This window comes from Kribbella voronezhensis (genome assembly GCF_004365175.1).
GTDB lineage: Bacteria > Actinomycetota > Actinomycetes > Propionibacteriales > Kribbellaceae > Kribbella > Kribbella voronezhensis.
The window spans coordinates 134732-156480 of the sequence record NZ_SOCE01000001.1; the positions used below are offsets into that span (position 1 = coordinate 134732).

Below are 21749 nucleotides of genomic sequence, written 5' to 3' on the forward strand. Positions count from 1 at the left end.
CCTCATCCTGCGTCCCGGGCCAGGCGGTGCATCAACGTCAGCGCGGCGCCGGCTGTCTCGTCGCCGCCGGCCAGCGCCTGGCGCAACTCCTCCATCGCCGCTCGGGCAGGCCCGCTCAACTGCAACGCGTCGAGGTCCGCCGCGTCCGGAGCGGGCCGGACCGTCCAGAACTTGGCCCACCGCTCCACGCTCGCGAACACCTCGCCCTGCGCGTCCACCATGGCGTCCAGCCGGCTCAGCAGTGGCAACGGCAGCGACCCGTCGGCCGCGAGCCGCACGTACGTCCGCTCCTTCTCCGGCAGCTCGGCGAAGAAGTCCTCCAGCGCCCGGATCGACTCCTCGTCGTCCAGCTCGGCGTGGTGCTCGACCATGTGCCAGGCACCGACGTGGTGCGGCTCCACCTCGATCGAGTCCTCGCCGAGCGTCACAGCGAGAACGTTGCCAGGATGTGTCTCCTCAGGCGCGGTGACCTCCTGCGTCCCGGAGAACCAGATCCGGTCGGTCACCTCGGTCGTCGAGTGCCGATCCCCCAGACCCACGTAGTGCAGTCGCCCGTCGGCGACCGCAGCCTCCAGAGCGGCTTGATCAATGGTCGGTACGTCGGACATGCCGCCGCTCAAGCTGGTCAACTGGCCGTGCGCGAGCAGGATCCGCTTGATCCCAGGCGGCGCGGGAGCAAGCTCGGCGTACCCGGGCGCCGCCGGATCCGACAGCGGCCGGCGCGAACGCCAGGGCGCCCCGACGATCTCGACGCCCGGCACGATCTCCAGCGGCTTGGTGTCGGTGACCACCACGACATGCGAAGGGGCGTGCCCGGTCCACTGGGCCGACGTCCACAGCGAGCCCGGCTCGAGCGCGTCGTGGTTGCCCGGCAGCAGCACCACCGGTACCTCGATCCGCTTCAGCGCTTCACAAGCTCGCAAGATCGTCTGCCGCTCGACCTGGTTGTGCTCGAAGACGTCCCCGGTGACCACCACGAACGCCGCTCCGGTCGCCTTCGCGACGTCGCCGATCCGCATGACGGCGTCCAGCCGCGCCTGAGCCCACCGGGCCTGGCCGTCCGGCCCCAGGAACCGGCGCATCATCCCCAGCTGCCAGTCCGAACTGTGCAGAAACGTGATCGAGTCTTCCATCGCGCGAGAACGCTAACCCGCGCCGCCGACAACTCCCAACCAACACACCCACAACCCTGCGTGATGCCCGGCATGCGAACACCCCACCGGCCCGGGACGACCGCGGTTCCCGGGATGCGGGACACTGAGCGACGTGCCCGAAGACCTGCGACCGTACGCCGTACTGGATGTCGACGCGACGTTGTCGGACACCAGCAAACGGATCCACTTCCTCGCCAAGCGGCCCAAGGACTGGGATTCGTTCTTCGCGGCGGCCAAGGACGACGCGGTGCTCGACGAGGGGCTGGCGGTGGCGAACACCCTGGCGGCCGAGCACGAGATTGTGTACCTGACCGGGCGGCCCGAGCGGCTGCGGCGGGACACGGTGAAGTGGTTCGAGGACAACGGCTTTCCCGACGGGAAGCTGTTGATGCGCGGGAACAACGACCGGCGCCCGTCCGCGGTCATGAAGCTGGCGCGGTTGCGAACGCTCGCCCAGGAGCGGCCGGTCGCAGTACTGGTCGATGACGACGTCAAGGTCTGCGCTGCCGCCGAGAAGGCGGGCTACACGGTGCTGAGGGCCGACTGGGGACTCGATGCCGAGACCCAGCCGACCCTCTTCGAAGCGCAGGAGACCGAAGGCCGGACCTGAGTTACTTGCTCAGGCCCACGATCAGGGTGTTCGGGTACGGCGGGTAGGGCGGCAGGTAGAAGTTCTGCACCTTCGAGCCGTGCAGGAACGCGTTGCGCGCGTAGATCAGCGGAACCAGCGGAGCGTCCTTCATGATCTGCTGGTCGATCGCACCCCAGGCCGCGGCGGCCTTGGTCCGGTCGGTCTCCGCCGTCGCGGCGTTGATCGCGGCGTCCACCGCCGGGTTCGAGTAGCGGGACATGTTGTACCCGCCGTTGCCGATCTCCGACGACGCGAACAACGGCTGGATGTTGCCGAGCGCGCTCGGGTAGTCCGGCAGCCAGCTCGACACGGTCAGGTCGTAGTCGCCCTTCGGCCCGGTCTGGACCTCGGTCAGCGCGTCCGAGTCGTACGGCTTGATGGTGACGGAGATGCCGGCCTTCTTCAGTCCCTGCTGGATCGCCTGCGCGACGCTCAGGCCGCCCGGCGAGTTGTCGGCGGCGAGCACCAGGCTGAGGTTGCTCACGCCGGCCGCTGCCAGCAGCTGCTTCGCCTTCTCGGGATCACCGTTCGGCGGCGCCTGGTACAGGTCGTACTTGGTGTAGCCGTCGATCCCGGGCGTGATCAGGGTGGTGGCGATCTCGCCGCCGAACTCCGGACCACCCTCGGCGACCTGGACGGCCTGCTTGTCGACGGCGTACTCGATCGCCTTGCGGACGGCCGGGTTCGACAGCGCCGGGCGCTTGTTGTTCATCGCCAGGTACTCCAGCGCACCGGACGGCGAGGTGGCGACGCGCGCCTTCACCGCCGGGTTGCCGGTCACCGTGGGGATCAGCGCGGCCGGCACCGACGTACCGGTGGTGGCGGCGAACTTGTCGTCACCGGCGTCCGCGATCAGCCGCTGGTTGATCACGTCGGCCTGCAGGCCCATGTCGTAGACGACCGCGTCGGGCAGACCGGTCCGGGCCGGGTCGCTCGCCTTGTCCCAGGACGGGTTGCGCTCCAGCTCGAGCTTCGACCCGGGCGAGTACGACTTGACCTGGTAGGGACCGCTGGCGGCCGGCTTCTCGCCGTAGTGGGCCGGATCCGTGTCGGCCTTCTTCGGCACCGGCGCGAAGGCCGGCATGCTGACGATCCACGGCCAGTCGCCGAACGCCTTGTTCAGCTTGAAGACGACGGTGGCGTCGTCGGGGGTCTCGATCGAGGCGAGCTCGCCGCCCTTGTACGGACCGGTGTACTTCTCGGCGCCCGCGAGGAGCGTCTTGTGGTAGTTGAGACCACCGGACAGCTCGGGCGCGAAGCTGCGCTCCACGCCGTACTTGATGTCAGCGGCAACGATCGGCGAGCCGTCGGCGTACTTGAGGCCCGGCTTCAGCTTGAACGTCCAGGTCTTGCCGCCGTCGCTGACCTGACCGGTGTCGGTGGCCAGGTCGGGGACCAGTTCGGCAGCCTTGTCCGGAGTGGTCTTCCACGACGTCAGGCCCCGCAGTACCAGGTGGATCGCGCTGATGCCCAGGCTCTGGCTCTTGGCCGGGTCCAGGCTCAGCTCCTTGCTGGTGGTGAGGATGTGGAAGGTGCCGCCCTGCTCGGCGGCGGCTGTGCTGCCGCCGCCGGGCGTGGCCGACTTGTCGTTGGCATTGCAGGCGGTGGCCGCCAACGCCAGTGCGGCCGCGACTGCGAACGCGCGGGTAGTGCGTTTCATGGTGTCCTCTCAGACGTGGGGGGGCTCGAGAGTTCAGGGAAGTAGCAGGCGGCCCGGTGATCGCCGCCCGCCACCGGTTCGAGTACGGGCCGGACGGTGGCGCAGACGTCCTGGACCTTGTAGCACCGGGTGCGGAACGGACACCCGGAGGGCGGGTCGATCGGGGTGGGCACATCACCTGTCAGCACGATCCGGTCCCGGGCAGCTCCGGGATCGGGAACCGGTACCGCGGACAGCAGCGCTCGGGTGTACGGGTGAGCGGGCGCCGCGTACACCTCGGCGGCCGGGCCCTCCTCGACGATCGTGCCCAGGTACATCACCGCGAGCCGGTCCGCGACCTGGCGGACCACCGCGAGGTCGTGCGCGACCAGCACGTACGACAGGCCGAGCTCGTCGCGCAGGTCGGCCAGCAGATTCAGCACCTGCGCCTGGACCGAGACGTCGAGCGCCGAGACCGGTTCGTCGCAGATCAGCAGACCGGGCCGTACGGCGAGCGCTCTCGCGATCCCGATCCGCTGCCGCTGACCACCCGAGAACTCGTGCGGATAGCGCTCCAGGTGTTCCTCCGACAGACCGACCTGGTGCAGCAACTCGATCAGCTGGGCACGACTCGGGCGGATCCCCTGGGCCCGGAACGGCGTGGTCAGGATCGTGCCGACCGACTGCCGCGGGTTGAGCGAGGCCTGCGGATCCTGGAACACCATCTGGATCTTCCGCCGGACCGGACGGAGCCGCCGGCCGCGCACGGTGGTGACGTCCTGGCCGGAGATGGTGACCCGGCCCTCGGTGGGGTCCAGGAGCCGCGTCGCCAGCCGGGCGAGGGTGGACTTGCCTGAGCCGGATTCCCCGACGAGGCCGACCGTCTCGCCCCGGCGCACGACGAGATCGACACCGTCGACCGCCTTCACCGCGGCCGCCTTGCGGAACGGGACGCCGCGCAAGCCGAAGTACTTCTTCACGCCGTCCAGGCGGAGCAGCTCCTCTGCATCCTGCCCGATCGCGTCCTTGGTGCTCTGCTCGATCGTGCTCACAGTGCACTCTCCTCGGCACTCGGCTGGAGCGGGGCCGCTTCCTTCGCGGCGCTCTGCTGGAGCGGGGCGCCTTCTGGGGCGGCGTTCTCCTGGATGCCCGTGAGGGCTACTTCCTGGGCGATCTCCGGGCGGCGGCCGAGGTGGCAGGCGGCCTCGTGGTTGCCTTCGCCGGGGCGTGGCGTGAGCACCGGGCGCTCGGTGATGCAGCGCTCTCCGACGCGTTCCGTGTAAGCACACCGCGGCTGGAACGGGCAGCCCGTTTCGATCGAACCGGGCGACGGCGGACTGCCGGGAATCGTGGTGAGGCGATGCTTGGGCGGTACGTCGACGCGCGGCATCGCGCCGAGCAGCCCGAGGCTGTACGGATGCGCCGCGCGGTAGAAGATGTCCTTCACCGAGCCCTGCTCGGCCGCGCGCCCGGCGTACATCACCAGTACGTCGTCCGCGACCTCCGCGACCACGCCGAGGTCGTGGGAGATCAGCACGAGAGCGGTTCCGAACTCGGTCTGGACGTCCTCGAGCAACCGGATGATCTGGGCCTGCACGGTGACGTCGAGGGCGGTGGTCGGCTCGTCGGCGATCAGCACCTTCGGGTCGTTGACCAGCGCCATCGCGATCACGACCCGCTGCCGCATACCGCCGGAGAACTCGTGCGGGTAGGCCCGTGCGCGTTGCGCGGCCGAGGGGATGCCGACCAGGTCGAGCATCCGGACCGCCCGGACGTTCGCCTCCTTCTTGGAGACGTCGTGATGCAGCCGGTACGCCTCGGCGACCTGCCAGCCGACGCTGTAGTACGGATTGAGCGCGGAGAGCGCGTCCTGGAACACCAGCGCGACCTCGTTGCCGCGGATCTTGCGCAGCTCCTCGGCGGTCAGCTTCGTCAGCTCACGACCACCCAGCAGCACCTCGCCCTTGACGTCGGCGTTGGGCGGAAGCAGGCCCATCACGGCCGCCGAGCTGACGCTCTTGCCGGAACCGGACTCCCCGACGATCGCGAGCGTCCTGCCCGGCGCGACGGCGAAGTCGATGCCGTCGACGGCCGGCACCAGGCCGCCTTCGGTCCGGAACGTGACGTGCAGGTCGTGCACCTCGAGCACCGGGGTCTCGCTCGGTGTCTTGCGCGGCTCAGGCATGGCCGACCCTCGGGTCCAGTACTCCGTGCAGCACGTCCACCACCAGGTTCGCCAGAATCACCAGGAACGCCGAGAACAAGGTCACGCCGACCACCACCGCCACGTCGAGCTGGCCCACCGAGCTGATCAGCAGTTCGCCGAGGCCCTGCATGCTGAAGACCTTCTCGGTCAGGATCGCACCACCGAGCAGGCCGCCGAGATCGAGCCCGAAGATGGTCACGATCGGCACCAGCACGCCGCGAAGCCCGTGCAGCAGGACGACCCGGCCCTCCCCCGCACCCTTCGCACGGGCGGTGGTGATGTGGTCGAGGTTCATCTCCTCCAGCATCTGCGCCCGCGTCAGCCGGATGTACGACGCGGCGTTCAGCGCGGCCAGCACGAGCCACGGGAGCACCAGGTGCCAGGCCCAGTCGACCGGGCTCTCGGTGAGCGGCACGTACCCGTTCACCGGGACCATGTTCAGCCAGAACCCGAAGACCAGGATCGCCAGCAGCCCGACCAGGAACGACGGCGAAGCGACGCCGACGAGTGCGAAGCCGACTGCGAACCGGTCGAACAACCGGCCTCGCCGAAGCGCGGCGCCGACACCCAGAGACACACCGGCGACCAGCCACAGCACCGCGGCACCGATCGCGATCGACGCCGTGATCGGCAACCTGCTCAGGATCAACGTGGTCACCGGTCGGGCGAGCGGGAACGAGTAGCCGAAGCACGGCGCGTTGCACTGCACCGCGGCGGTGCCTTCGCCGAAGGTCCGGCCGGCCACGATGCCCTTGAGGAACTGCAGGTACTGCTGCATGGTGCTCTGGTCGAGCTGCATGAAATGCCGGGCCTGCTCGAGGCGGTCCGGCGTACAGGGCTTGCCGCAGCCCAGGCGGGCCGGGTCCGCCGGCAGCGCGTAGAAGATCAGGTAGACGGCCAGGCTCAGCGCGAGCATCACCAGCACGGTCGCGAGCAGCCGCCGGATCACGAACCACACCAGGTCCGGCATCAGTGAGTCCTCCGCAGCCGTACGTCGAACGCGTCGCGAACACTGTCGCCGAGCAGGGTGAACCCGAGCACGGCGAGGAACAACATCGCACCCGGGAACGCCAGGAACCACGGGTCGGCGCCGGTGTACACCCACACGATCGAGTCCGAGATCGACCGGCCCAGACTCGGTGTCGGTGGCGGTACGCCGACCCCGAGGAAGGACAACCCCGCTTCCGCGCCGATGATTCCCGGCACCGCCATCGTCGCGATCACCAGCACCGGCCCGAGCAGGTTGGGCAGCAGTTCGCGGCTGACGATGTGCCAGCCGCTGGACCCCGACGACCGGGCCGCCTCGACGAACTCCCGCTCGACCAGGGACCTGGCCTGGTTACGGATCAGCCGGGCGAGCCCGGCCCAGCCGAACACGCTCAGCACGATGATCAGCAGCAGCCAGCGCGGGAACCCGGCCGGCACAATGATGCCTAAGGCAATCATGAACAGCAGCGACGGGAAGCCGAAGAGGAAGTCGAGCAGCCGCGAGACGACCGCGTCGTACCAGCCGCCGAAGTACGCGGCGCTGATGCCGACGAGCGTGCCGACCACGGTGGTGACGAACGTGACGACGATCGCGATGAACAGCGACGTCCGCAGTCCGAGCACCGCGATCGAGAACAGGTCCCGTCCCGTCAGCGGCTCGATGCCGAACCAGTGATCGCCGCTGAGCCCGCCGACGGCTCCCCTCGGCGCATTGCCGCGGAGCGGATCGAGCAGGCCGATGTTGTAGGTGTACGGGTCCTGACCCTCGAGTTTCGCCAGCAACGGCGCCGCGATCGCGATCAACACCAGGACGACCACCAGCACGGCGCCGAGCCGGGCGCTGCGATCCCGGCGGACCCGGCGAAAAGCCTGCCGGGTCGGTGAGACGGCCGAAACGACCTCGGAACCCACACGCACTCCTGACAACGATGGACGGAACCCAGCCGAGAAACGGTAGGCCAGAGTCTCCCACCATCCGGTCCCGGTCTTGAATCGTGAGAATGTCCATCTACGTACTGGAGATTGTCGGACACCGTGCGTGACGGGCCCCGGCGGTCACTCCACGTCGGTCAGTTCCCAGGGCCGGCGGCGCGGGATCCGACGCAGCGCGACGTAGGTGACAAGGCCGCCGAGGACGATGCCTGGGATCGCCCAGCGCCAGCCGGAGAGCGCTCTCTGGTGAGTCTCGATGGTCTGCGCGGCCGGCGCGGGAAGTGGCGTGGCAACCGGAGTGGGCTCGGGCAGCGCGGCCGGTTCGGCAGTATTCGGCGGACCGGTCGGGCCGCCGTAGAACTGGCCGTTCATGAGACCGAGGGAGACCAGCACCTTGGTCAGCGCGACGGAGTCACTGCTGCGGTGCCAGACCGGCTCGGCCGGCAGCGAGGGGCCACCGTTCGGATTCTCGTACGTCGCGATCCACGGTCCCCCGGGCGCGTTCGGATAGATCAGGTCGAACCGCCAGGCCGACATGTCATGGATCATCCAGAGTGCCCGGATGAAGCGACCTTGCGCGTGGTCGCCGGCTTCCTTCGGACCGGTGAGTTCGACCTCGGTCAAGCGTTGCAGCTGGCCGTAGCGGGCATCGTCGTAGCCGACGGCGACGACCTTGGGCGGAGCGCTGAGCAGCACGCTGGTCGGCCCACCGGCCGAAGCCGGCACCGCCACCCCGGCAACGCTGATCAACACTGCGAACACCAGCCCACACGTACGGCGTACCCAACGGTTCATGGCAGTTCTCCTCAGCCGAGCCAACGATGCACCCCAGATACACCGCCGCCGCCGCAGAAGTTCCGCTACCGGCACCGAATCCGGAAGCGATCCGTCGGGAATGACGCCTAACATCGGGCCATGGAGCAGGAGTTCACCGGCGAGATCATCGAGTGGCGCGGTCCGGCGCCGTACTACTTCGTTCCCGTTCCCGAGCAGGAATGTGCCGCGCTGCGAACCGCCGCGTCCGGCGCGGGCTACGGCTGGGGAACACTTCCGATCCGCGCTCAGTTGGGGAATGCCGAGTGGAAGACAGTGCTCTGGCCGAAGGACGGGAGCTATCTGCTCCCGTTGAAGGACGCCGTACGGAAACCCGCTGGACTGGACGCAGGCGATGCGGTGGACATCCGGCTGACGTTCGATCCTATGCCCCAGCGACAGAAACGGCCGGTGAAGCGAGCATCCGTTCCGAGAACGCCGGGTTCGCGGGAACCGATCACCGCCGAGCAGCTCAGGATCATTCCGGCCAACGAGGCTGCTTGGGAGGATCTGCAAGCAGTCTTCGGCGTGGCAGGCGAGACTGCGCGGTGCTGGTGCCAGCGGTTCCGGATGCTGCCCAAGGAATCCTTCGCGTCCGAAGGACCCGAGGAGCTGGCCGCCCGGCTCCGCGACCAGACCGCCTGCGGCAACGGGCAGGCACGTGCGACGACCGGCCTGGTGGCGTATCTCGACGGCGAGCCGGTCGGTTGGTGCGCCGTCGCGCCGCGCGCAGACCACCCGAGGCTGCTCCGCGACTACCGCGTCCCCTGGCTCGGCCGCGACGAGGACAAGGCCGACTCCACCGTGTGGGCCGTGACCTGCTTCGTCACCCGGGTCGGTTACCGGCGCCGGGGAGTCGGCCGCGCTCTCGCGGGCGCCGCCGTCGGATTCGCCCGGGAAGGTGGCGCCCGCGCTGTGGAGGGCTACCCGGATCTCGTCGACGGCGGGTACGTCGGAACACTCGCGATGTTCACCGATGCCGGTTTCGCCGAGGTCAGCCGCCCGGGCAACCGCCGCGCGGTCCTGCGGATCGACTTCTGATCCCTCAAGAAACGGCAGAGAGCGCTATCTCTGTAGCTCGCTCCTTGCTCTCGACGCCTTCCAGACGGTAGGTGCGACCCTCGTGGACCCAGACCAACGTCGGTCCTGCCGCCCGGATCGTCTTCGCCTTACCGGTCTTGTCGACGAGCACCAGCTCGTACGGCGCCTTGAACCAGAACCCGTTGACGGAGCCCACCACCTCGAGCTCCATGTAGTACTTCTTGAGGTACCTCGGCGACGGCTCGGCCCCGAACTGCTCCAGCCGCTCCCCCGTCGTCCAACTCATCGCCACGAACCCCTGTGACGCCGCGACCCGCGCAGGCGCACCCAACGCCCGAGGAACCACCGGAGCGAACCCGGCAAGACGCTGAGCGTCGTGCAGCCCCAGTTGTCCCGTCACCGGCGGCACGGTCGGCGTAGTACTGGGCCCCTGTCCGACAGGCCGCGCTTCCACGCCTCCGATGTTGAGCCACTCAGCGACAGTCGCGCGCACCGGCGAGACCACGACTGCCCCGGCGAGCAGCACGGCCAATAGCGACACCAGGGCACGCCACCGGCTGCGAAGGCGGTCCGCGAGCGACCGGCGTACGGGTTCGCCTGCAACAGCTTCCAGTACTGCGGTGGCGAGGCCCTCCGCGACGGGAGGTACGACAGCGGAGCGCCCGAGCGAGCGGAGCTCTCTGGCGAGGTCGTCGCTCATCGCTGCACCTCCTTGTCGGGTAGTTGTGTCCGCAGCCGTCCCAGCGCCCGGTGCAGTCGCGACTTGACCGTGCCACGCGCCCAGCCGAGCACTGTCGCCGTCTCCTGCTCATCCAGCTCCAGCAAGTACCGGCAGATCACCACTTGCCGATAGTGCTCAGGCAAAGCCCGTACTGCGGCCAGCAGCTCGCGTCGGCGCTCGGTGACGGCCGCCTCCTCGGCAGGATCGAGCACGCTCTCCGGTAGCGCGGCCAACTCCTCACGGCGTGCCCTGCGATTCCGTGAGCGCTGCAGGTTGCGTGTCTCGTTCGCGACGATGCGCAGCAACCAAGGTTTGAACGCCGCGTCATCCCGGAAGCCGCCAAGCGCCCGGTACGCCTTGACGAACGACTCCTGCACGACGTCGTCGGCCTCCGACCCGGCCCCCAGGAACACGGCCGTCCGCTTGGCCACCGGCGCATGCCGCAGCACCAGCTCCGCATACGCGGTGGAATCCCCACCTCGCACACGAGCCACTATCGCCGCTTCGTCGGTCTCGCTGATCCCGCCTCCTGTCCTCTATCCCTCACTACACCGCGGGTGAGCAGTCGGTTCCAGCCATTCACTGCCGAGGTTTGACCCGCTTCGTCGGTACCGCGGACAGCGGGTCCTCCGGCCAGGGATGCCGCGGGTATCGAGCCCTCAGGTCAGCCCGGACCTGCGGATAACCCTGCACCCAGAACGACGCGAGGTCGCTCGTGATCGCCACGGGACGTCTCGCCGGCGACAGCAGATGCAACACGACAGGCACCCGGCCATCGGCGACCACCGGCGTCTTGGTCCACCCGAACACCTCCTGCAACTTCACCGCGAGCACCGGCGGCTCAGCCCCGTCGTACACCAGCCGCACCTGCGAGCCCGACGGCACCGCGAGGCGCTCCGGTGCGAGTTCACCGAACCGGGTAGCAGCGGGCCAGGGCAGCAGTCGTCGCAAGGCGGACGCCACATCGAGGTTGGTGAGATCGCGCGAACGGCGTACCGAGGCAAGCTCCGGACCCAGCCAGTCGTCCAACGTCGCGAGCAATGCCGCGTCGTCGACCGCGGGCCATGGAGCGCCGAGGTGCGCATGACAGAAGGCGAGGCGCTCGCGCAGAGAGACCGCGGCGTCGGACCACCGCAGTACGGCGAGACCGCTGCGCCGGAGACCATCGCGTACGGCGGCTTGCACGAGCACCGGGTCGGGCTTGGACAGCGGTACGTCGTTGAGCACGATCGCTCCGAGCGACTCCACGCGCCGGGTCACCACCCGCCCGTCGTCCCAGCGAATCTGGTCGGTGACGGAGACGAGCTCACCGGCGACCTCCCGCGCGGTCGCCTCGTCGATCGGCGCGGCCGAGCGGATCCTGGCGTCGGCGCGACCGGGCGCCCGGTCGGCCACCGCGATCGCCAGCCACGGTGTGGTCCGCAACGGCGACTGCGGATCCAGCGCGGCACCGGTACCACCAGACATCTGGTACGTCGTCGAGTCCACCCCGCGAGACCGCGCGATCCGGTCCGGATACGCCAGCCCCACCACGATCCCCGCCGCAAGATCATCCGGTACGCCGCCCGCCGGCCGCGACCCACCGCCCGCAGCCCCGCCTGGCGACCGCGGGCCGCCGGCCACTTGAGGCTCATTCCCACTGTCGGCTCCCCGGGCGAGGCGCTTCGTCTCCTCACGCCAGCGTGCGGTCGCCGCACGGTCCTGCCCTCGTCGCAGTGCTCGCCACCGCGCCGGCAGGTCATCGCCGAAGTCGCGCCCGGCATCGTCCGACAGCAGCGCCACGATCTCGCGAGCGCGCTCAGCACCGACCCACGGCGTACCGTCCAACAGCGCGCGAGCCAGCCGCGGATGCGCGCCGACCGCCGCCATCCGCCGCCCGCGCGCAGTGATCCGGCCACCGTCGTCGATCGCGTCCAGCCGACGCAGCAACTCGGTCGCCGCCGTCATCGCCACCACCGGCGGCGCTTCGAGCAACGCCAGACCTTCACCACCCGGCGCGCCCCACGCGGCCAGATCGAGCGCGAAGGCAGCCAGATCCGCAGTAGCGATCTCCGGCGCCGCATGGTCGTCCAGATGCGCGTGGTCAGTGGCGGACCAGCAGCGATAGACCCGGCCGGGCGCCTCACGTCCAGCACGCCCGGCCCGCTGATCCGCGGACGACTTGGACACCCGGCAAGTCACCAGGGCGCCAAGCCCGCGCGATTGATCGGTCCGCGGCTCGCGGGCAAGCCCCGAGTCGACCACGACGCGCACTCCCGGCACGGTCAGCGAGCTTTCGGCGACCGACGTCGTCACCACGATCCGCCGCGTCGCACCGGGCGCCAACGCCCGCTCCTGCTCAGCTCGTGACTGCCGCCCGAACAACGGCAGCACGTTCTCCCCGGCCAACCGGCGAGTCACCCCAGTGATCTCCGCCTCCCCCGGAACGAACACGAGCACATCGCCTTCGTTCTCGGTCAACGCTCGTCGCACCACCGCCGCGACATGATCGAGCAGCCGCGGATCGACCCGCCCACCCGGAAGCAACGGCACCGGGACCGGCGGTGGCGCCCATTCGATCGCGACGTCGAACAGCGCGGCCGACGCTGTGATCACAGGTGCCGGACTGCCACTGGCCAACGCGCGACTCAAGGTGACCGTGTCCGCCGTGGCCGAGGTCGCGACGACGGCGAGGTCCTCTCGCAGGTTCGCCCGGATGTCCACGCAGAACGCCAGCAGCAGGTCGGCGTCGAGGTGACGTTCGTGGCACTCGTCGATCACGACCGCGGCGACGCCGGGAAGTTCCGGGTTCTGCTGCAACCGCCGTACGAGAAGCCCTGTCGTCACCACCTCGACGCGCAGGTCCTTGCCGCCACTGCGTTCGCCGCGCATCGCGTAGCCGATCCGCTGCCCGAGCGGTTCGCCGACCAACGCCGCCAGCCGGGTCGCGGCGGCACGCGTCGCCATCCGCCGGGGCTCGGCGACGATGACGGTGCCGTCCAGCGCGTCGGCGAGGGCGAGCGGCAGCAGCGAGGTCTTGCCGGACCCAGGAGGCGCGACCAGCACCGCCGTACCGTGCGATCGAGCCGCCTCGACCGTGGCGGGCAGGACGGCACGGACGGGCAGGTCCGCTCCTGGCATCGACGGTTCGGGCAGCAGCACGCAGCCGACGCTAACCGACCGGCAGCCCGAACTCGCACCGGCGGCGCCGCGCGGCCGTGGTACTGGCGATGGCCTAGGGTCGGACCCGTGCCTGATGTCGATGCGTCTTTCCTCGCCCTCCCCCGACACGAGCTGGCCGACGCGGCGCTGCAGCGCGCCAAGGATCTCGGCGCGACGTACGCCGAATTCCGGCTGGAACGGATCCGGTCGGAGTCCATCTCGTTGCGCGACAGCGTTCTCGAGAGCGCCCACGACGACGAGGACCTCGGCCTCGCCGTCCGGGTCATCCACGACGGCACCTGGGGCTTCGCCGCCGGGGTCGCGCTCAGCACCGACGAGGCGGTCCGGATCGCCGAACAGGCGGTGAACCTGGCGCAGGTCTCCCGGCCGATCAACTCCGAACCGATCGAGCTCGCCGACGAGCCGATCTACGACGACGTCAGCTGGGTGTCGAGCTACGAGGTCGACCCGTTCACGTTGCCGCGCGCCGAGAAGGTTGCCCTGCTCACCGATTACAGCGATCGCCTGTTGAACGCGGAGGGCGTTTCGCACGTCACCGTCCACGTCGCGTCGGTGAACGAGTGCAAGTTCTACGCGAACTCGGAGGGCACGTCGACGACCCAGCAGCGGATCCGGATCGGCCCGCAGCTGCAGGCGACCGCGATCGATCCGGAGACCGGCCGGTTCGACTCGATGCGGACGCTCGCGCCACCGGCCGGACGTGGCTGGGAATACCTGACCGGCACCGGCTGGAACTGGGACGAGGAGCTGGCGCAGATCCCGGGCTGGCTCGCCGAGAAGATGGCCGCACCGAGCGTCGAGGCCGGCCGGTACGACGTGGTCGTCGACCCCTCGAACCTCTGGCTCACCATCCACGAGTCGATCGGCCACGCGACCGAACTGGACCGCGCCCTCGGGTACGAGGCGAACTACGCGGGCACCAGCTTCGCCACCCTCGACAAGCTCGGCACGCTCGAGTACGGCTCGCCGATCATGCACGTCACCGGCGACCGGACGGCCGAGCACGGGTTGTCGACGGTCGGGTACGACGACGAGGGCGTCGCCGGGCAGCAATGGGATCTCGTGAAGGACGGCGTACTGGTCGGCTATCAACTGGATCGCCGGATGGCGCAGGTCAACAAGGACGTGCTCGGCACCGACCGCTCGAACGGGTGCGCGTACGCCGATTCGGCCGGCCACGTGCCGATCCAGCGGATGGCCAACGTCTCCCTGCAGCCCGCGACAGACGGTCCCTCCACCGAGGAACTGATCAGCCGGGTGCAGAACGGGATCTACATCGTCGGCGACAAGTCCTGGTCGATCGACATGCAGCGCTACAACTTCCAGTTCACCGGGCAGCGGTTCTACAAGATCACCGACGGCAAGCTCGACGGGCAACTCCGCGACGTCGCGTACCAGGCCACCACGACCGACTTCTGGGGCTCGATGGAAGCCGTCGGCGGCCCGCAGACCTACGTCCTGGGTGGCGCGCTCAACTGCGGCAAGGCCCAACCGCCGCAGAGCGGTGCCGTCAGCCACGGTTGCCCGTCCGCCCTGTTCCGCGATGTCCGCATCCTCAACACCACGCAGGAGGCCGGCCGGTGACGACCGCCATTCAGCTGACCCCGCAGGACACGATCGAGCGCACGCTCGAACTCGCCGCGGCCGAGGGCGCCCAGGGCTGTGTCGTCCTGGTCGCCGAGACCTCCAGCGCGAACCTGCGCTGGGCCAACAACACGCTGACCACCAACGGCGCGATGCGCGGCTCGAGCGTGACGGTGATCGCGACCGTCGGCGCCGGCGAGGGTACCGCGGCCGGCGTGGTCGGGCGCTCGTCCGTGACGGACACCTCGCTGCGCGAACTCGTCTCGGCCGCGGTCGCCGCGGCTCGCGAGTCCGGTCCCGCCGAAGACGCCCGCCCACTCGTCGACGGCACCGTCGGACCGGGCTGGGACGAGGAGCCGGACGAGACCGACGTCAGCGTCTACGAGAACTTCGCCCCCGCACTCGGCGAGGCACTCACCAAGGCCGGCCAGGAGAACCGCTGGCTCTACGGCTTCGCCGACCACGAGGTCATCACCCTGTACGTCGGGTCGTCGGCCGGCCTGCGGCTTCGGCAGTCCCTCCCGCGCGGCTACGTCACCGCGAACGGCAAGTCGGGCGACCTCAGCCAGTCGGCCTGGGTCGGCGCGGCAACCCATGACTTCAGCGACATCGATCCGCTCGCGATCGACGCCGAACTGACCCGGCGGCTCAGCTGGGCCACCCGCACGGTGTCGGTGGAAGCCGGCCGGCACCCCACCATCCTGCCGCCGGCTGCCGTCGCGGACCTGATGACGCATATGTACGTCAAGCTCGACGGACGCGACGCACACGAGGGCCGCAGCGTCTTCTCCAAGGCTGCCGGTGGTTCCCGGGTCGGCGAGGTGTTGTCGCCACACCCGGTCAGGTTCTGGTCGGACCCCTTGCTGCACGGGCTGGAGACGTTCCCGTTCGTCGTCGTACGGTCCTCGGCCGGCTGCGAGAGCGTGTTCGACAACGGCCTCACGCTGGCCGCGACCGACTGGATCCGCGGCGGCAAACTGGAGAACCTGATGCAGAGCAGGTTCACCGCTGCACTGACGGGTGCGCCCGCGGTCACTCCGCCGATCGCCAACTACGCCTTGTCGGTGGACGGCGCGACCGGATCCGTGGACGACCTGGTAGCGGGCCTGGACCACGGCCTGTTGCTGACCTGCCTGTGGTACATCCGGGTGGTGGATCCGCAGACCCTGCTACTCACCGGCCTGACCCGCGACGGCGTCTACCTGGTCGAGAACGGCGAGGTGACGGGTGCCGTCAACAACTTCCGCTTCAACGAGAGCCCGGTCGACCTGCTCGCCCGCTTCACCGCGGCCGGCGCGACCGTCCCGTCGTTCTCCCGCGAATGGGGCGACGAGTTCTCCCGTACGGCGACCCCGCCGCTGCTCGTCCCGGACTTCAACATGTCCAGCGTCAGCCAGGCGAACTGAGGACATCAGTTCGTCGCGACCGCCGTAACGACTCGGTCCCGCGAACCCCGTGCTGAACGGGGGTCGCGGGACCGTCGTACGGATCGGCCGTGATCAGGCCGTCGGGTAACCCGGCTCCGCGTTCGGCGTACCGGCGCCGAAGCGCTCTGCCGCCTTCGGGTCCGGACCGTACTTGTTGTCGCCCGGGGTGCCTTCCTGGATGTAGAACACCAGCAGCACGATCCAGCCGATCACGATCACGAAGATCAGCAGCAGCCACAGGGCCGACCGGTCCGTGTCGTGCAGGCGGCGGGCCGCGACGGCCAGCGACGGCAGCAGGACAGCGAGGCTGTAGATGCTGCCGAGGACTCCGTTGCCGGTGCTGTTCGTCAGACCGGCCGCGTTGTCGATGATGCTCAGCACGATCGAGATGATCGCGTTGAACAGTGCGAACATCCAGAATTCCTTGCGCCGCGCGCGACCGCTGAACTGGATGTACTTCTTGAGGACATCTGTGTACCACTGCATTGCTTTGCTCCGATGGTCGAAGGTGAGACGCGGACCGAGCCTGTCGGAACCCATCCGGTTCGTCAATGCAACTTTTCGCTTTGGTGACCACACCGCAACCTGACGCGCCGTAGCGGAAGGGGACTTCAGCTCTTCGGGGCCGGTTTCGCCTGCGTGACCCGCCAGAGCCGGCGCGGTTCGGGCCCTTCCTCGTACGGGTCGGCGCCGCCGAGTTCCCACCGCTCGGCCAGCTCGTGGATCAGGTCGAGGTCGAAGAACCGGCCGGCGAATCCGTCCTTGGCGGCCAGCCCGTCGCCGATGTCGGTGCAGCGGCCGAAGCACGGATCGGCGGTGGACCACACGGTGTAGACGAACAGCCCGCCGGGACGGAGTACGCGGTGGATCTCGTTGACCAGCGAGCGCAGTTCGGACCGCGAGAAGGCCATGTTCAGCAAGACATTCGCATAGACCGCGTTCACGGTCGCGTCGGCCGGCGGCAGCGGATCGCGGGACGTCGTGCAGGGCGGCGGTGACCCGGTCGTCCAGCCCTTCGCGCTGCGCGTCGAGCCGCAACTGGTTCAGCGCGGCCTCGCTGAAGTCGGTCGCGTGCACGCTGAATCCCTGCCTGGCAAGGTAAAGCGCGTCGCGGCCCTGGCCCGCGCCGAGCTCGAGCACGTCGTCGATCCCCGCGGCCTCGAACAGCCGGACGGTCCATCGCGCGGCCGCCGAAGGCTCCGCGCCGAGCAACCGTGGATTGCCCTCGTAGGCGGTCTGCCACCGTTCTTGCTGAGCTCTTGCGAGCTCGATGTGTCCAGTCTTCATCTTGCTCCCCGTGGTCGTCACGCCGGTCTGGACGACCGGCAGACCCGCAGCAGCCTACGCGACGAATTGAGTAGACGTACTCAGGCGTCATCTCGTTCCAGCTTCGATAGTGAACGAGACACCTGAGGAGGACGCCGGATGACCGCCAACCTGCGCTGCCCTGTCTGCCAGACGGACCTACTACTCAACGTAGCCATCCCCCCGCACCCCGTTGCCCCCGGCCCCTACCCGCCACCACCCGTTGCCCCCGGCCCGGTTCTTCCGGGGCACTATCCGCCGCCGCCGTCGCGCGGCGTCCGCCCGGAAGCAGCCCCACCACCCAGCCAACCACGCAGCCGGCCAGCGGCCCGCAGTACGACGCCTGCTGCCAAACCCACGCAGACTGCTGCCGGACCCACGCAAACTGCTGCCGGCCCCACGCAGCCGGCGTCCCGCAACCTCGGGCCGATCACACCTCCACCTGCCGGTCCGCCACCACTGCCCCCGCAACGACAGTCGCGCCCACCTCGCCCACCTCGCCCGCCTCGGCGGTTGAGCCCCCAGGCAACATTGCTTGCCCTCGGCGTGCTCCTCCTGCTAGCCGCCGGCGTCACCTTCCTCGCCGTCACCTGGGACAGCCTGTCCGTCCCCGTGCAGGCCTCGATCATGGCAACGCTCGCCGCGCTGGCCCTCGCCGGCGCCGTCCCCGCGAGCAGGAAGAAGCTCGCCGGTACCGCCGAAGCTCTCGCCATTCTCGGCGGCGGCCTGCTGATCGTCGACCTCTTCGGCGCTCGGGAACTCGGCCTGGTCCCAGAGAGCGCGATCAGCGGACTCTCGTACGCCGGTATCGCGTTCGCCGCCGTCGCCGCGATCAACCTGCTGATGACCCGGATCGCCCCGACCGTCAAGACTTTCGGCCTCACCGCGGTGATCGCGGGTCAACTCCCCTTGACGCTCGTCCTGATCCACCACGTCAGCCTTCCCCTGTACCTGTTCGCTCTCGTCATCCAGGTCGCCGTCACCGTCCTGTGGACCAACCTGAGCACCCGCCTGCTCCAGCTCACCGGCGGTATCTGCGCAGCTCTCTTCCTCGCGATCGTCCTGCTGGTCGGCACCACCCGTGTCCTCTTCGGACTTCTTTCGACCCACTCGCCCACCTGGGCCGACTACACGCGTGACGTCTTCGCCGGTTCCACCACGGCCTTCTGGCCCGTCCTCGCGACCACCGCGGTCGTCTGCCTAGCAGCCTTGCTGGGAACGGTTCTCGCACGCAAGACAGCGCTCTCTGCCGTTCTCCCGCCCAGCACAACCGAGTTCATCGGTACCGCGTTCGGCGCCTTCGCCATTGCGGTCTTCCTCCCCCAACTCCCGGTCGTCGACCGCTGGGTGACCACCGGCGTCGCCACGGCCCTCGGACTCGCGGTGCTCCTGCGCAACCGTCGTACGGGAGTCGTCACCTTGGTACTGCGGATCGCTGCGGTGATCGTCGCCTCAGTCGACCTCATGCTGTGTTCGCTCCTCGCCGACCTGCTCCAACTCGGGCTGATCTCCGCGCTCATCGCAGGCCTGTCCCTCATAGCCGCTTGGCGCAAGCGCACGACGCTGACCGCGACCGTCTGGATCGCCGCATCCGCAGCACAGCTCGCGATCCTGTTCGCCACTTCGGACGGCTTCTTCAGCACCTGGACCGGCGCGATCGCGCTCTCGGTCGTCGGCGCCGTCCTGATCGGCTTCGCCTGCGTCTCGGTCGGAGAGCTCCACGAATCCGCTCTCACGCTCTCCGCGATCTTCGCGATCAGCCTCGGCGAACTCGTAGTCCTCTACGTCTCCCCCGACACCGGCACCGGCGTAGTACTGACAATCGCAGCCGCACCCCTGGTCGCCTATGGAATGCAACCCCAACGCCGCGACGCCCTCCTCGCGGCCGGAACGCTGCTCGTCATAGCCAACACAGCATTCGTCCTCGGCGCCGGCGCCACCACCCTCGAATGGTTCACCCTCCCACCAGCAACCATCATGCTCGCCCTAGGCCTCCTCCGCTGGCGCGACCAACCAAGCTGGGTCTACCTGGGCCCCGGCCTCCTCCTCGGCCTCGTCCCCTCCGCATTAGTTGCCAGCAGCAACCATGACTTCCTCCGCATCACCTTCGTCGTAGCAGCCGCGGTCACCATCGTCGCCCTCGGCACCCGCTTCGGCCTCCAGGCCCCCTTCGTCATCGGCGCCGCCGTCCTCACCAAGATCGCCCTCTGGCAACTCATCGAGGTGGCCCCCCTCATCCCCCGCTGGATCACCCTCGCCACCGCCGGCGCCATCCTCCTCACCCTGGGCGCCACCTACGAACGCCGCCTCCAAAACGCCAAACAAGCCGCCCACTGGATCTCCGCCCTCCGCTGACGCGCATCAAACGGTTGTTCCGCACGCACCAGTGACGCGCGGAACAGCCGCTCGTCTAACGCCCCAATCCCTCATACTGGATATTCAGCTATTCGTTTCCACCGGGGGACGCATGTCCGACCACTCTCAGCCGGGGTCGTCCGACGCGTCATACCTTGTGCCCATCTTCGAATCCCTCAGAAAATACGAGGGCCTCAAACCTACCCGCCTGGTCGGCAACCGCATCCAGCCTCTGCTGCGCCTCGCGGCTGTCCAGAACCATGTGGCATCAACCGGCGAGGAACCGGCAACAGCAGCTGTTCACGTGGTCGTCGAACAGGTGCAGAAGCTTGTTGACGTCAGCGACCGCCTGGTCGCCGACGCCGTCCTCGGGCTCGGCATCTTCGCCGACGCATACCTATCGCACCAGGTCCCCAAAAGAACTGTTCGAATCCTTGAGGCCGGCGGATTGGGAGCACGCCGCGCGGCGCTCCTCGCCAATTGGGAGGATCTCCATCGGGCATTCGACGTAGAGGCACCGGAGCAGCCGAGTGACCGAAATCTCCGCGGTCCGGTCGAAGAGCAGGTCTTCGAGCGGCTATCCAGGCTTCTGCTGAACACCGGATCGGGTGCGGATCCTGTCGTGACCGCCGACACCATCACAATGTTGCTTCCACAAGGCGTGCAATCGGAGGCAGTAGGAAAGGTAGTCGTCGTCGGAGGCGTCGCGGTCGATCACATCTGGCGCATCGAGACTATCCCTGAGGTGGAGACCTCCAAGATGGCCACCCACTACGCACGCTCCCCAGGTGGCAAGGGCCTCAATCAGGCCGTTGCAGCGGCCCGGCTTGGACTCGATGTCTCCTTGATCGCAGCATTCACGGACGATTCGGACGGCCTCGACATCAAGGCATATCTCGAAGCCGAAGGAGTCGACACCTCGCTGATGGAGCTGGTCCCCGGGATGTCGACGCCGGCTACCGGGGTTTTCGAGCGACCTTTCGGCGAAAGCGCGGCCGCGGTCTGGCGAAATGGAGTCGAACTCGATGTCACTCACCTGGACAAGCACGGGAGCATGCTCACCTCCTCCGACGTCGTACTGCTGACCTTCGAGATCCCGCAGAAGGTGCTCTATCGCACCCTCAACCTGGCCACCGGGTCAACCGAACGTCGTCCGGTCATCATCGTCACGCCTGGCCAGCCATACACCGACGATCGGCTCTCCGGCTCAGCACTCAAGAAGATTGACTACCTCGTCGCACACATCTGGGAGCTGGAGAAATTCGCCCACTCGTCCCAGGCCAGGTACGACCCCCAACTGCTGAGCAATGATCTCTTCGACCTGGGACTGAACTCCCTCTGCATCCTCGGCAACCGCGGCGGCACCATCTACTCCCGCCATGAAGAGCCCATCTCCATCGCCGCCCCGCCCTCATTCCTCAGGGAATCCTCGATCACGCGCGACGCGTTCTGCGCCGCGCTCGCAGCACGCCTCATCGAAGACCGTTCTCTCACAGACGACGCCATCCGCTGGGCCGCCGCCGCCATGGCCAGCTTCGCCGAGGACTACTACCTCGCCCCCAGCCCACCTCGCCGAGAACGAGTGGACCAGAAATTCAGAGAAATCTTCTAAAGCTTCTGGAGCGGCCGGACAAGGAGACATCCGGCAATGTTCCTCAGCCTGGAGGGAGCGTCCGACCGTCCTGGACCACGGCTCGGCTGTGAGAATCGAGGAGCAGCTTAGACGGGAACCCGCGGCAGGGTGAACTGACGCGGGCGGCGGTAAAGGCAGGCCAACTGCTGCTCCAGGGG

Annotated in this window: 18 protein-coding genes and 1 pseudogene; 6 read left to right on the plus strand and 13 right to left on the minus strand. The window is 68.6% G+C overall.

Translation table 11 applies throughout. From position 1 onward, the window contains the following. Positions 1 to 2: 2 nt before the first annotated feature. Complete coding sequence (locus EV138_RS00600; protein WP_133976536.1) at positions 3 to 1133, minus strand: metallophosphoesterase family protein; 1131 nt, start codon at positions 1131 to 1133, stop codon at positions 3 to 5. A 133-nt stretch (positions 1134 to 1266) separates the two neighbouring features. Here EV138_RS00600 and EV138_RS00605 point away from each other — a divergent pair, with 133 nt between their 5' ends. Beyond that, positions 1267 to 1764 (plus strand): phosphatase domain-containing protein, encoded by a 498-nt coding sequence (locus EV138_RS00605; RefSeq protein ID WP_133976537.1) that lies wholly within the window; start codon positions 1267 to 1269, stop codon positions 1762 to 1764. A gap of 1 nt (position 1765) precedes the next feature. Here the strand turns inward: EV138_RS00605 and EV138_RS00610 are convergent, their stop codons facing one another. From EV138_RS00610 to EV138_RS00635, 6 genes are all read right to left on the minus strand, one after another. Continuing rightward, positions 1766 to 3445 (minus strand): ABC transporter substrate-binding protein, encoded by a 1680-nt coding sequence (locus tag EV138_RS00610; RefSeq protein WP_133976538.1) that lies wholly within the window; start codon positions 3443 to 3445, stop codon positions 1766 to 1768. After that, positions 3442 to 4476 carry an ABC transporter ATP-binding protein gene (locus EV138_RS00615; protein WP_133976539.1) on the minus strand — a complete coding sequence of 345 codons (1035 nt, stop codon included), beginning with the start codon at positions 4474 to 4476 and terminating at the stop codon, positions 3442 to 3444. The genes EV138_RS00610 and EV138_RS00615 overlap by 4 nt, the downstream gene beginning before the upstream one ends. Further along, positions 4473 to 5609 (minus strand): ABC transporter ATP-binding protein, encoded by a 1137-nt coding sequence (locus tag EV138_RS00620; RefSeq protein ID WP_238157870.1) that lies wholly within the window; start codon positions 5607 to 5609, stop codon positions 4473 to 4475. Before EV138_RS00620 ends, EV138_RS00615 begins: the two co-directional genes overlap by 4 nt. Then, positions 5602 to 6600: an ABC transporter permease gene (locus EV138_RS00625; protein ID WP_133976540.1), complete on the minus strand. Its 999-nt coding sequence runs from the start codon at positions 6598 to 6600 to the stop codon at positions 5602 to 5604. Before EV138_RS00625 ends, EV138_RS00620 begins: the two co-directional genes overlap by 8 nt. Continuing rightward, positions 6600 to 7529: an ABC transporter permease gene (locus EV138_RS00630; RefSeq protein ID WP_133976541.1), complete on the minus strand. Its 930-nt coding sequence runs from the start codon at positions 7527 to 7529 to the stop codon at positions 6600 to 6602. Before EV138_RS00630 ends, EV138_RS00625 begins: the two co-directional genes overlap by 1 nt. 144 nt (positions 7530 to 7673) lie before the next feature. Then, positions 7674 to 8345: a hypothetical protein gene (locus EV138_RS00635; RefSeq protein ID WP_133976542.1), complete on the minus strand. Its 672-nt coding sequence runs from the start codon at positions 8343 to 8345 to the stop codon at positions 7674 to 7676. A 120-nt stretch (positions 8346 to 8465) separates the two neighbouring features. On the opposite strand from EV138_RS00635, the gene EV138_RS00645 reads away from it, so the two are divergent. Then, positions 8466 to 9404: a GNAT family N-acetyltransferase gene (locus tag EV138_RS00645; RefSeq protein ID WP_202866585.1), complete on the plus strand. Its 939-nt coding sequence runs from the start codon at positions 8466 to 8468 to the stop codon at positions 9402 to 9404. Between the two features lie 4 nt (positions 9405 to 9408). On the opposite strand, the gene EV138_RS00650 is transcribed toward EV138_RS00645, so the two are convergent. From EV138_RS00650 to hrpB, 3 genes are all read right to left on the minus strand, one after another. Continuing rightward, positions 9409 to 10104, minus strand: coding sequence for a hypothetical protein (locus EV138_RS00650; RefSeq protein ID WP_133976543.1), 696 nt, complete (start codon positions 10102 to 10104; stop codon positions 9409 to 9411). Next, positions 10101 to 10610, minus strand: coding sequence for an RNA polymerase sigma factor (locus tag EV138_RS00655; RefSeq protein ID WP_238157871.1), 510 nt, complete (start codon positions 10608 to 10610; stop codon positions 10101 to 10103). The genes EV138_RS00650 and EV138_RS00655 overlap by 4 nt, the downstream gene beginning before the upstream one ends. Before the next feature lie 94 nt (positions 10611 to 10704). Continuing rightward, entirely contained in the window at positions 10705 to 13266 is a 2562-nt protein-coding gene (gene hrpB, locus EV138_RS00660) for an ATP-dependent helicase HrpB (RefSeq protein ID WP_238157872.1), read from the minus strand. 87 nt (positions 13267 to 13353) lie between these two features. On the opposite strand from hrpB, the gene EV138_RS00665 reads away from it, so the two are divergent. Beyond that, positions 13354 to 14871, plus strand: a complete 1518-nt coding sequence (locus EV138_RS00665) for a TldD/PmbA family protein (RefSeq protein WP_133976545.1) — start codon at positions 13354 to 13356, stop codon at positions 14869 to 14871. Beyond that, a complete protein-coding gene (locus EV138_RS00670; protein WP_133976546.1) occupies positions 14868 to 16277 on the plus strand; it encodes a metallopeptidase TldD-related protein in 1410 nt (469 codons plus the stop codon). The genes EV138_RS00665 and EV138_RS00670 overlap by 4 nt, the downstream gene beginning before the upstream one ends. Positions 16278 to 16370: 93 nt before the next feature. Here the strand turns inward: EV138_RS00670 and EV138_RS00675 are convergent, their stop codons facing one another. From EV138_RS00675 to EV138_RS37800, 3 genes and pseudogenes are all read right to left on the minus strand, one after another. After that, positions 16371 to 16784, minus strand: a complete 414-nt coding sequence (locus EV138_RS00675; RefSeq protein WP_133976547.1) for a DUF805 domain-containing protein — start codon at positions 16782 to 16784, stop codon at positions 16371 to 16373. A gap of 125 nt (positions 16785 to 16909) precedes the next feature. Beyond that, positions 16910 to 17209 (minus strand): class I SAM-dependent methyltransferase, encoded by a 300-nt coding sequence (locus tag EV138_RS37795; protein WP_238158388.1) that lies wholly within the window; start codon positions 17207 to 17209, stop codon positions 16910 to 16912. 124 nt (positions 17210 to 17333) lie between these two features. Further along, positions 17334 to 17585: pseudogene (locus tag EV138_RS37800) on the minus strand (SAM-dependent methyltransferase); the annotation flags it as partial. A 531-nt stretch (positions 17586 to 18116) separates the two neighbouring features. Between EV138_RS37800 and EV138_RS00685 the strand changes: the two are divergent. Both EV138_RS00685 and EV138_RS00690 read left to right on the plus strand, forming a co-directional pair. Beyond that, positions 18117 to 19958: an SCO7613 C-terminal domain-containing membrane protein gene (locus EV138_RS00685; protein ID WP_133976548.1), complete on the plus strand. Its 1842-nt coding sequence runs from the start codon at positions 18117 to 18119 to the stop codon at positions 19956 to 19958. A 112-nt stretch (positions 19959 to 20070) separates the two neighbouring features. Continuing rightward, entirely contained in the window at positions 20071 to 21570 is a 1500-nt protein-coding gene (locus EV138_RS00690; protein ID WP_133976549.1) for a PfkB family carbohydrate kinase, read from the plus strand. Positions 21571 to 21749 lie beyond the last annotated feature (179 nt).

Excerpts from the sequence above, each read along its gene's own strand:
- EV138_RS00620 (WP_238157870.1), bottom strand. The coding sequence starts at position 5,609 with ATGCCTGAGCCGCGCAAGACACCGAGCGAGACCCCGGTGCTCGAGGTG.
- EV138_RS00635 (WP_133976542.1), bottom strand. The coding sequence starts at position 8,345 with ATGAACCGTTGGGTACGCCGTACGTGTGGGCTGGTGTTCGCAGTGTTG.
- EV138_RS00690 (WP_133976549.1), top strand. The coding sequence starts at position 20,071 with ATGTCCGACCACTCTCAGCCGGGGTCGTCCGACGCGTCATACCTTGTG.
- EV138_RS00600 (WP_133976536.1), bottom strand. The coding sequence starts at position 1,133 with ATGGAAGACTCGATCACGTTTCTGCACAGTTCGGACTGGCAGCTGGGG.
- EV138_RS00650 (WP_133976543.1), bottom strand. The coding sequence starts at position 10,104 with ATGAGCGACGACCTCGCCAGAGAGCTCCGCTCGCTCGGGCGCTCCGCT.
- EV138_RS37795 (WP_238158388.1), bottom strand. The coding sequence starts at position 17,209 with ATGGCCTTCTCGCGGTCCGAACTGCGCTCGCTGGTCAACGAGATCCAC.
- EV138_RS00610 (WP_133976538.1), bottom strand. The coding sequence starts at position 3,445 with ATGAAACGCACTACCCGCGCGTTCGCAGTCGCGGCCGCACTGGCGTTG.
- EV138_RS00625 (WP_133976540.1), bottom strand. The coding sequence starts at position 6,600 with ATGCCGGACCTGGTGTGGTTCGTGATCCGGCGGCTGCTCGCGACCGTG.
- EV138_RS00645 (WP_202866585.1), top strand. The coding sequence starts at position 8,466 with ATGGAGCAGGAGTTCACCGGCGAGATCATCGAGTGGCGCGGTCCGGCG.
- EV138_RS00675 (WP_133976547.1), bottom strand. The coding sequence starts at position 16,784 with ATGCAGTGGTACACAGATGTCCTCAAGAAGTACATCCAGTTCAGCGGT.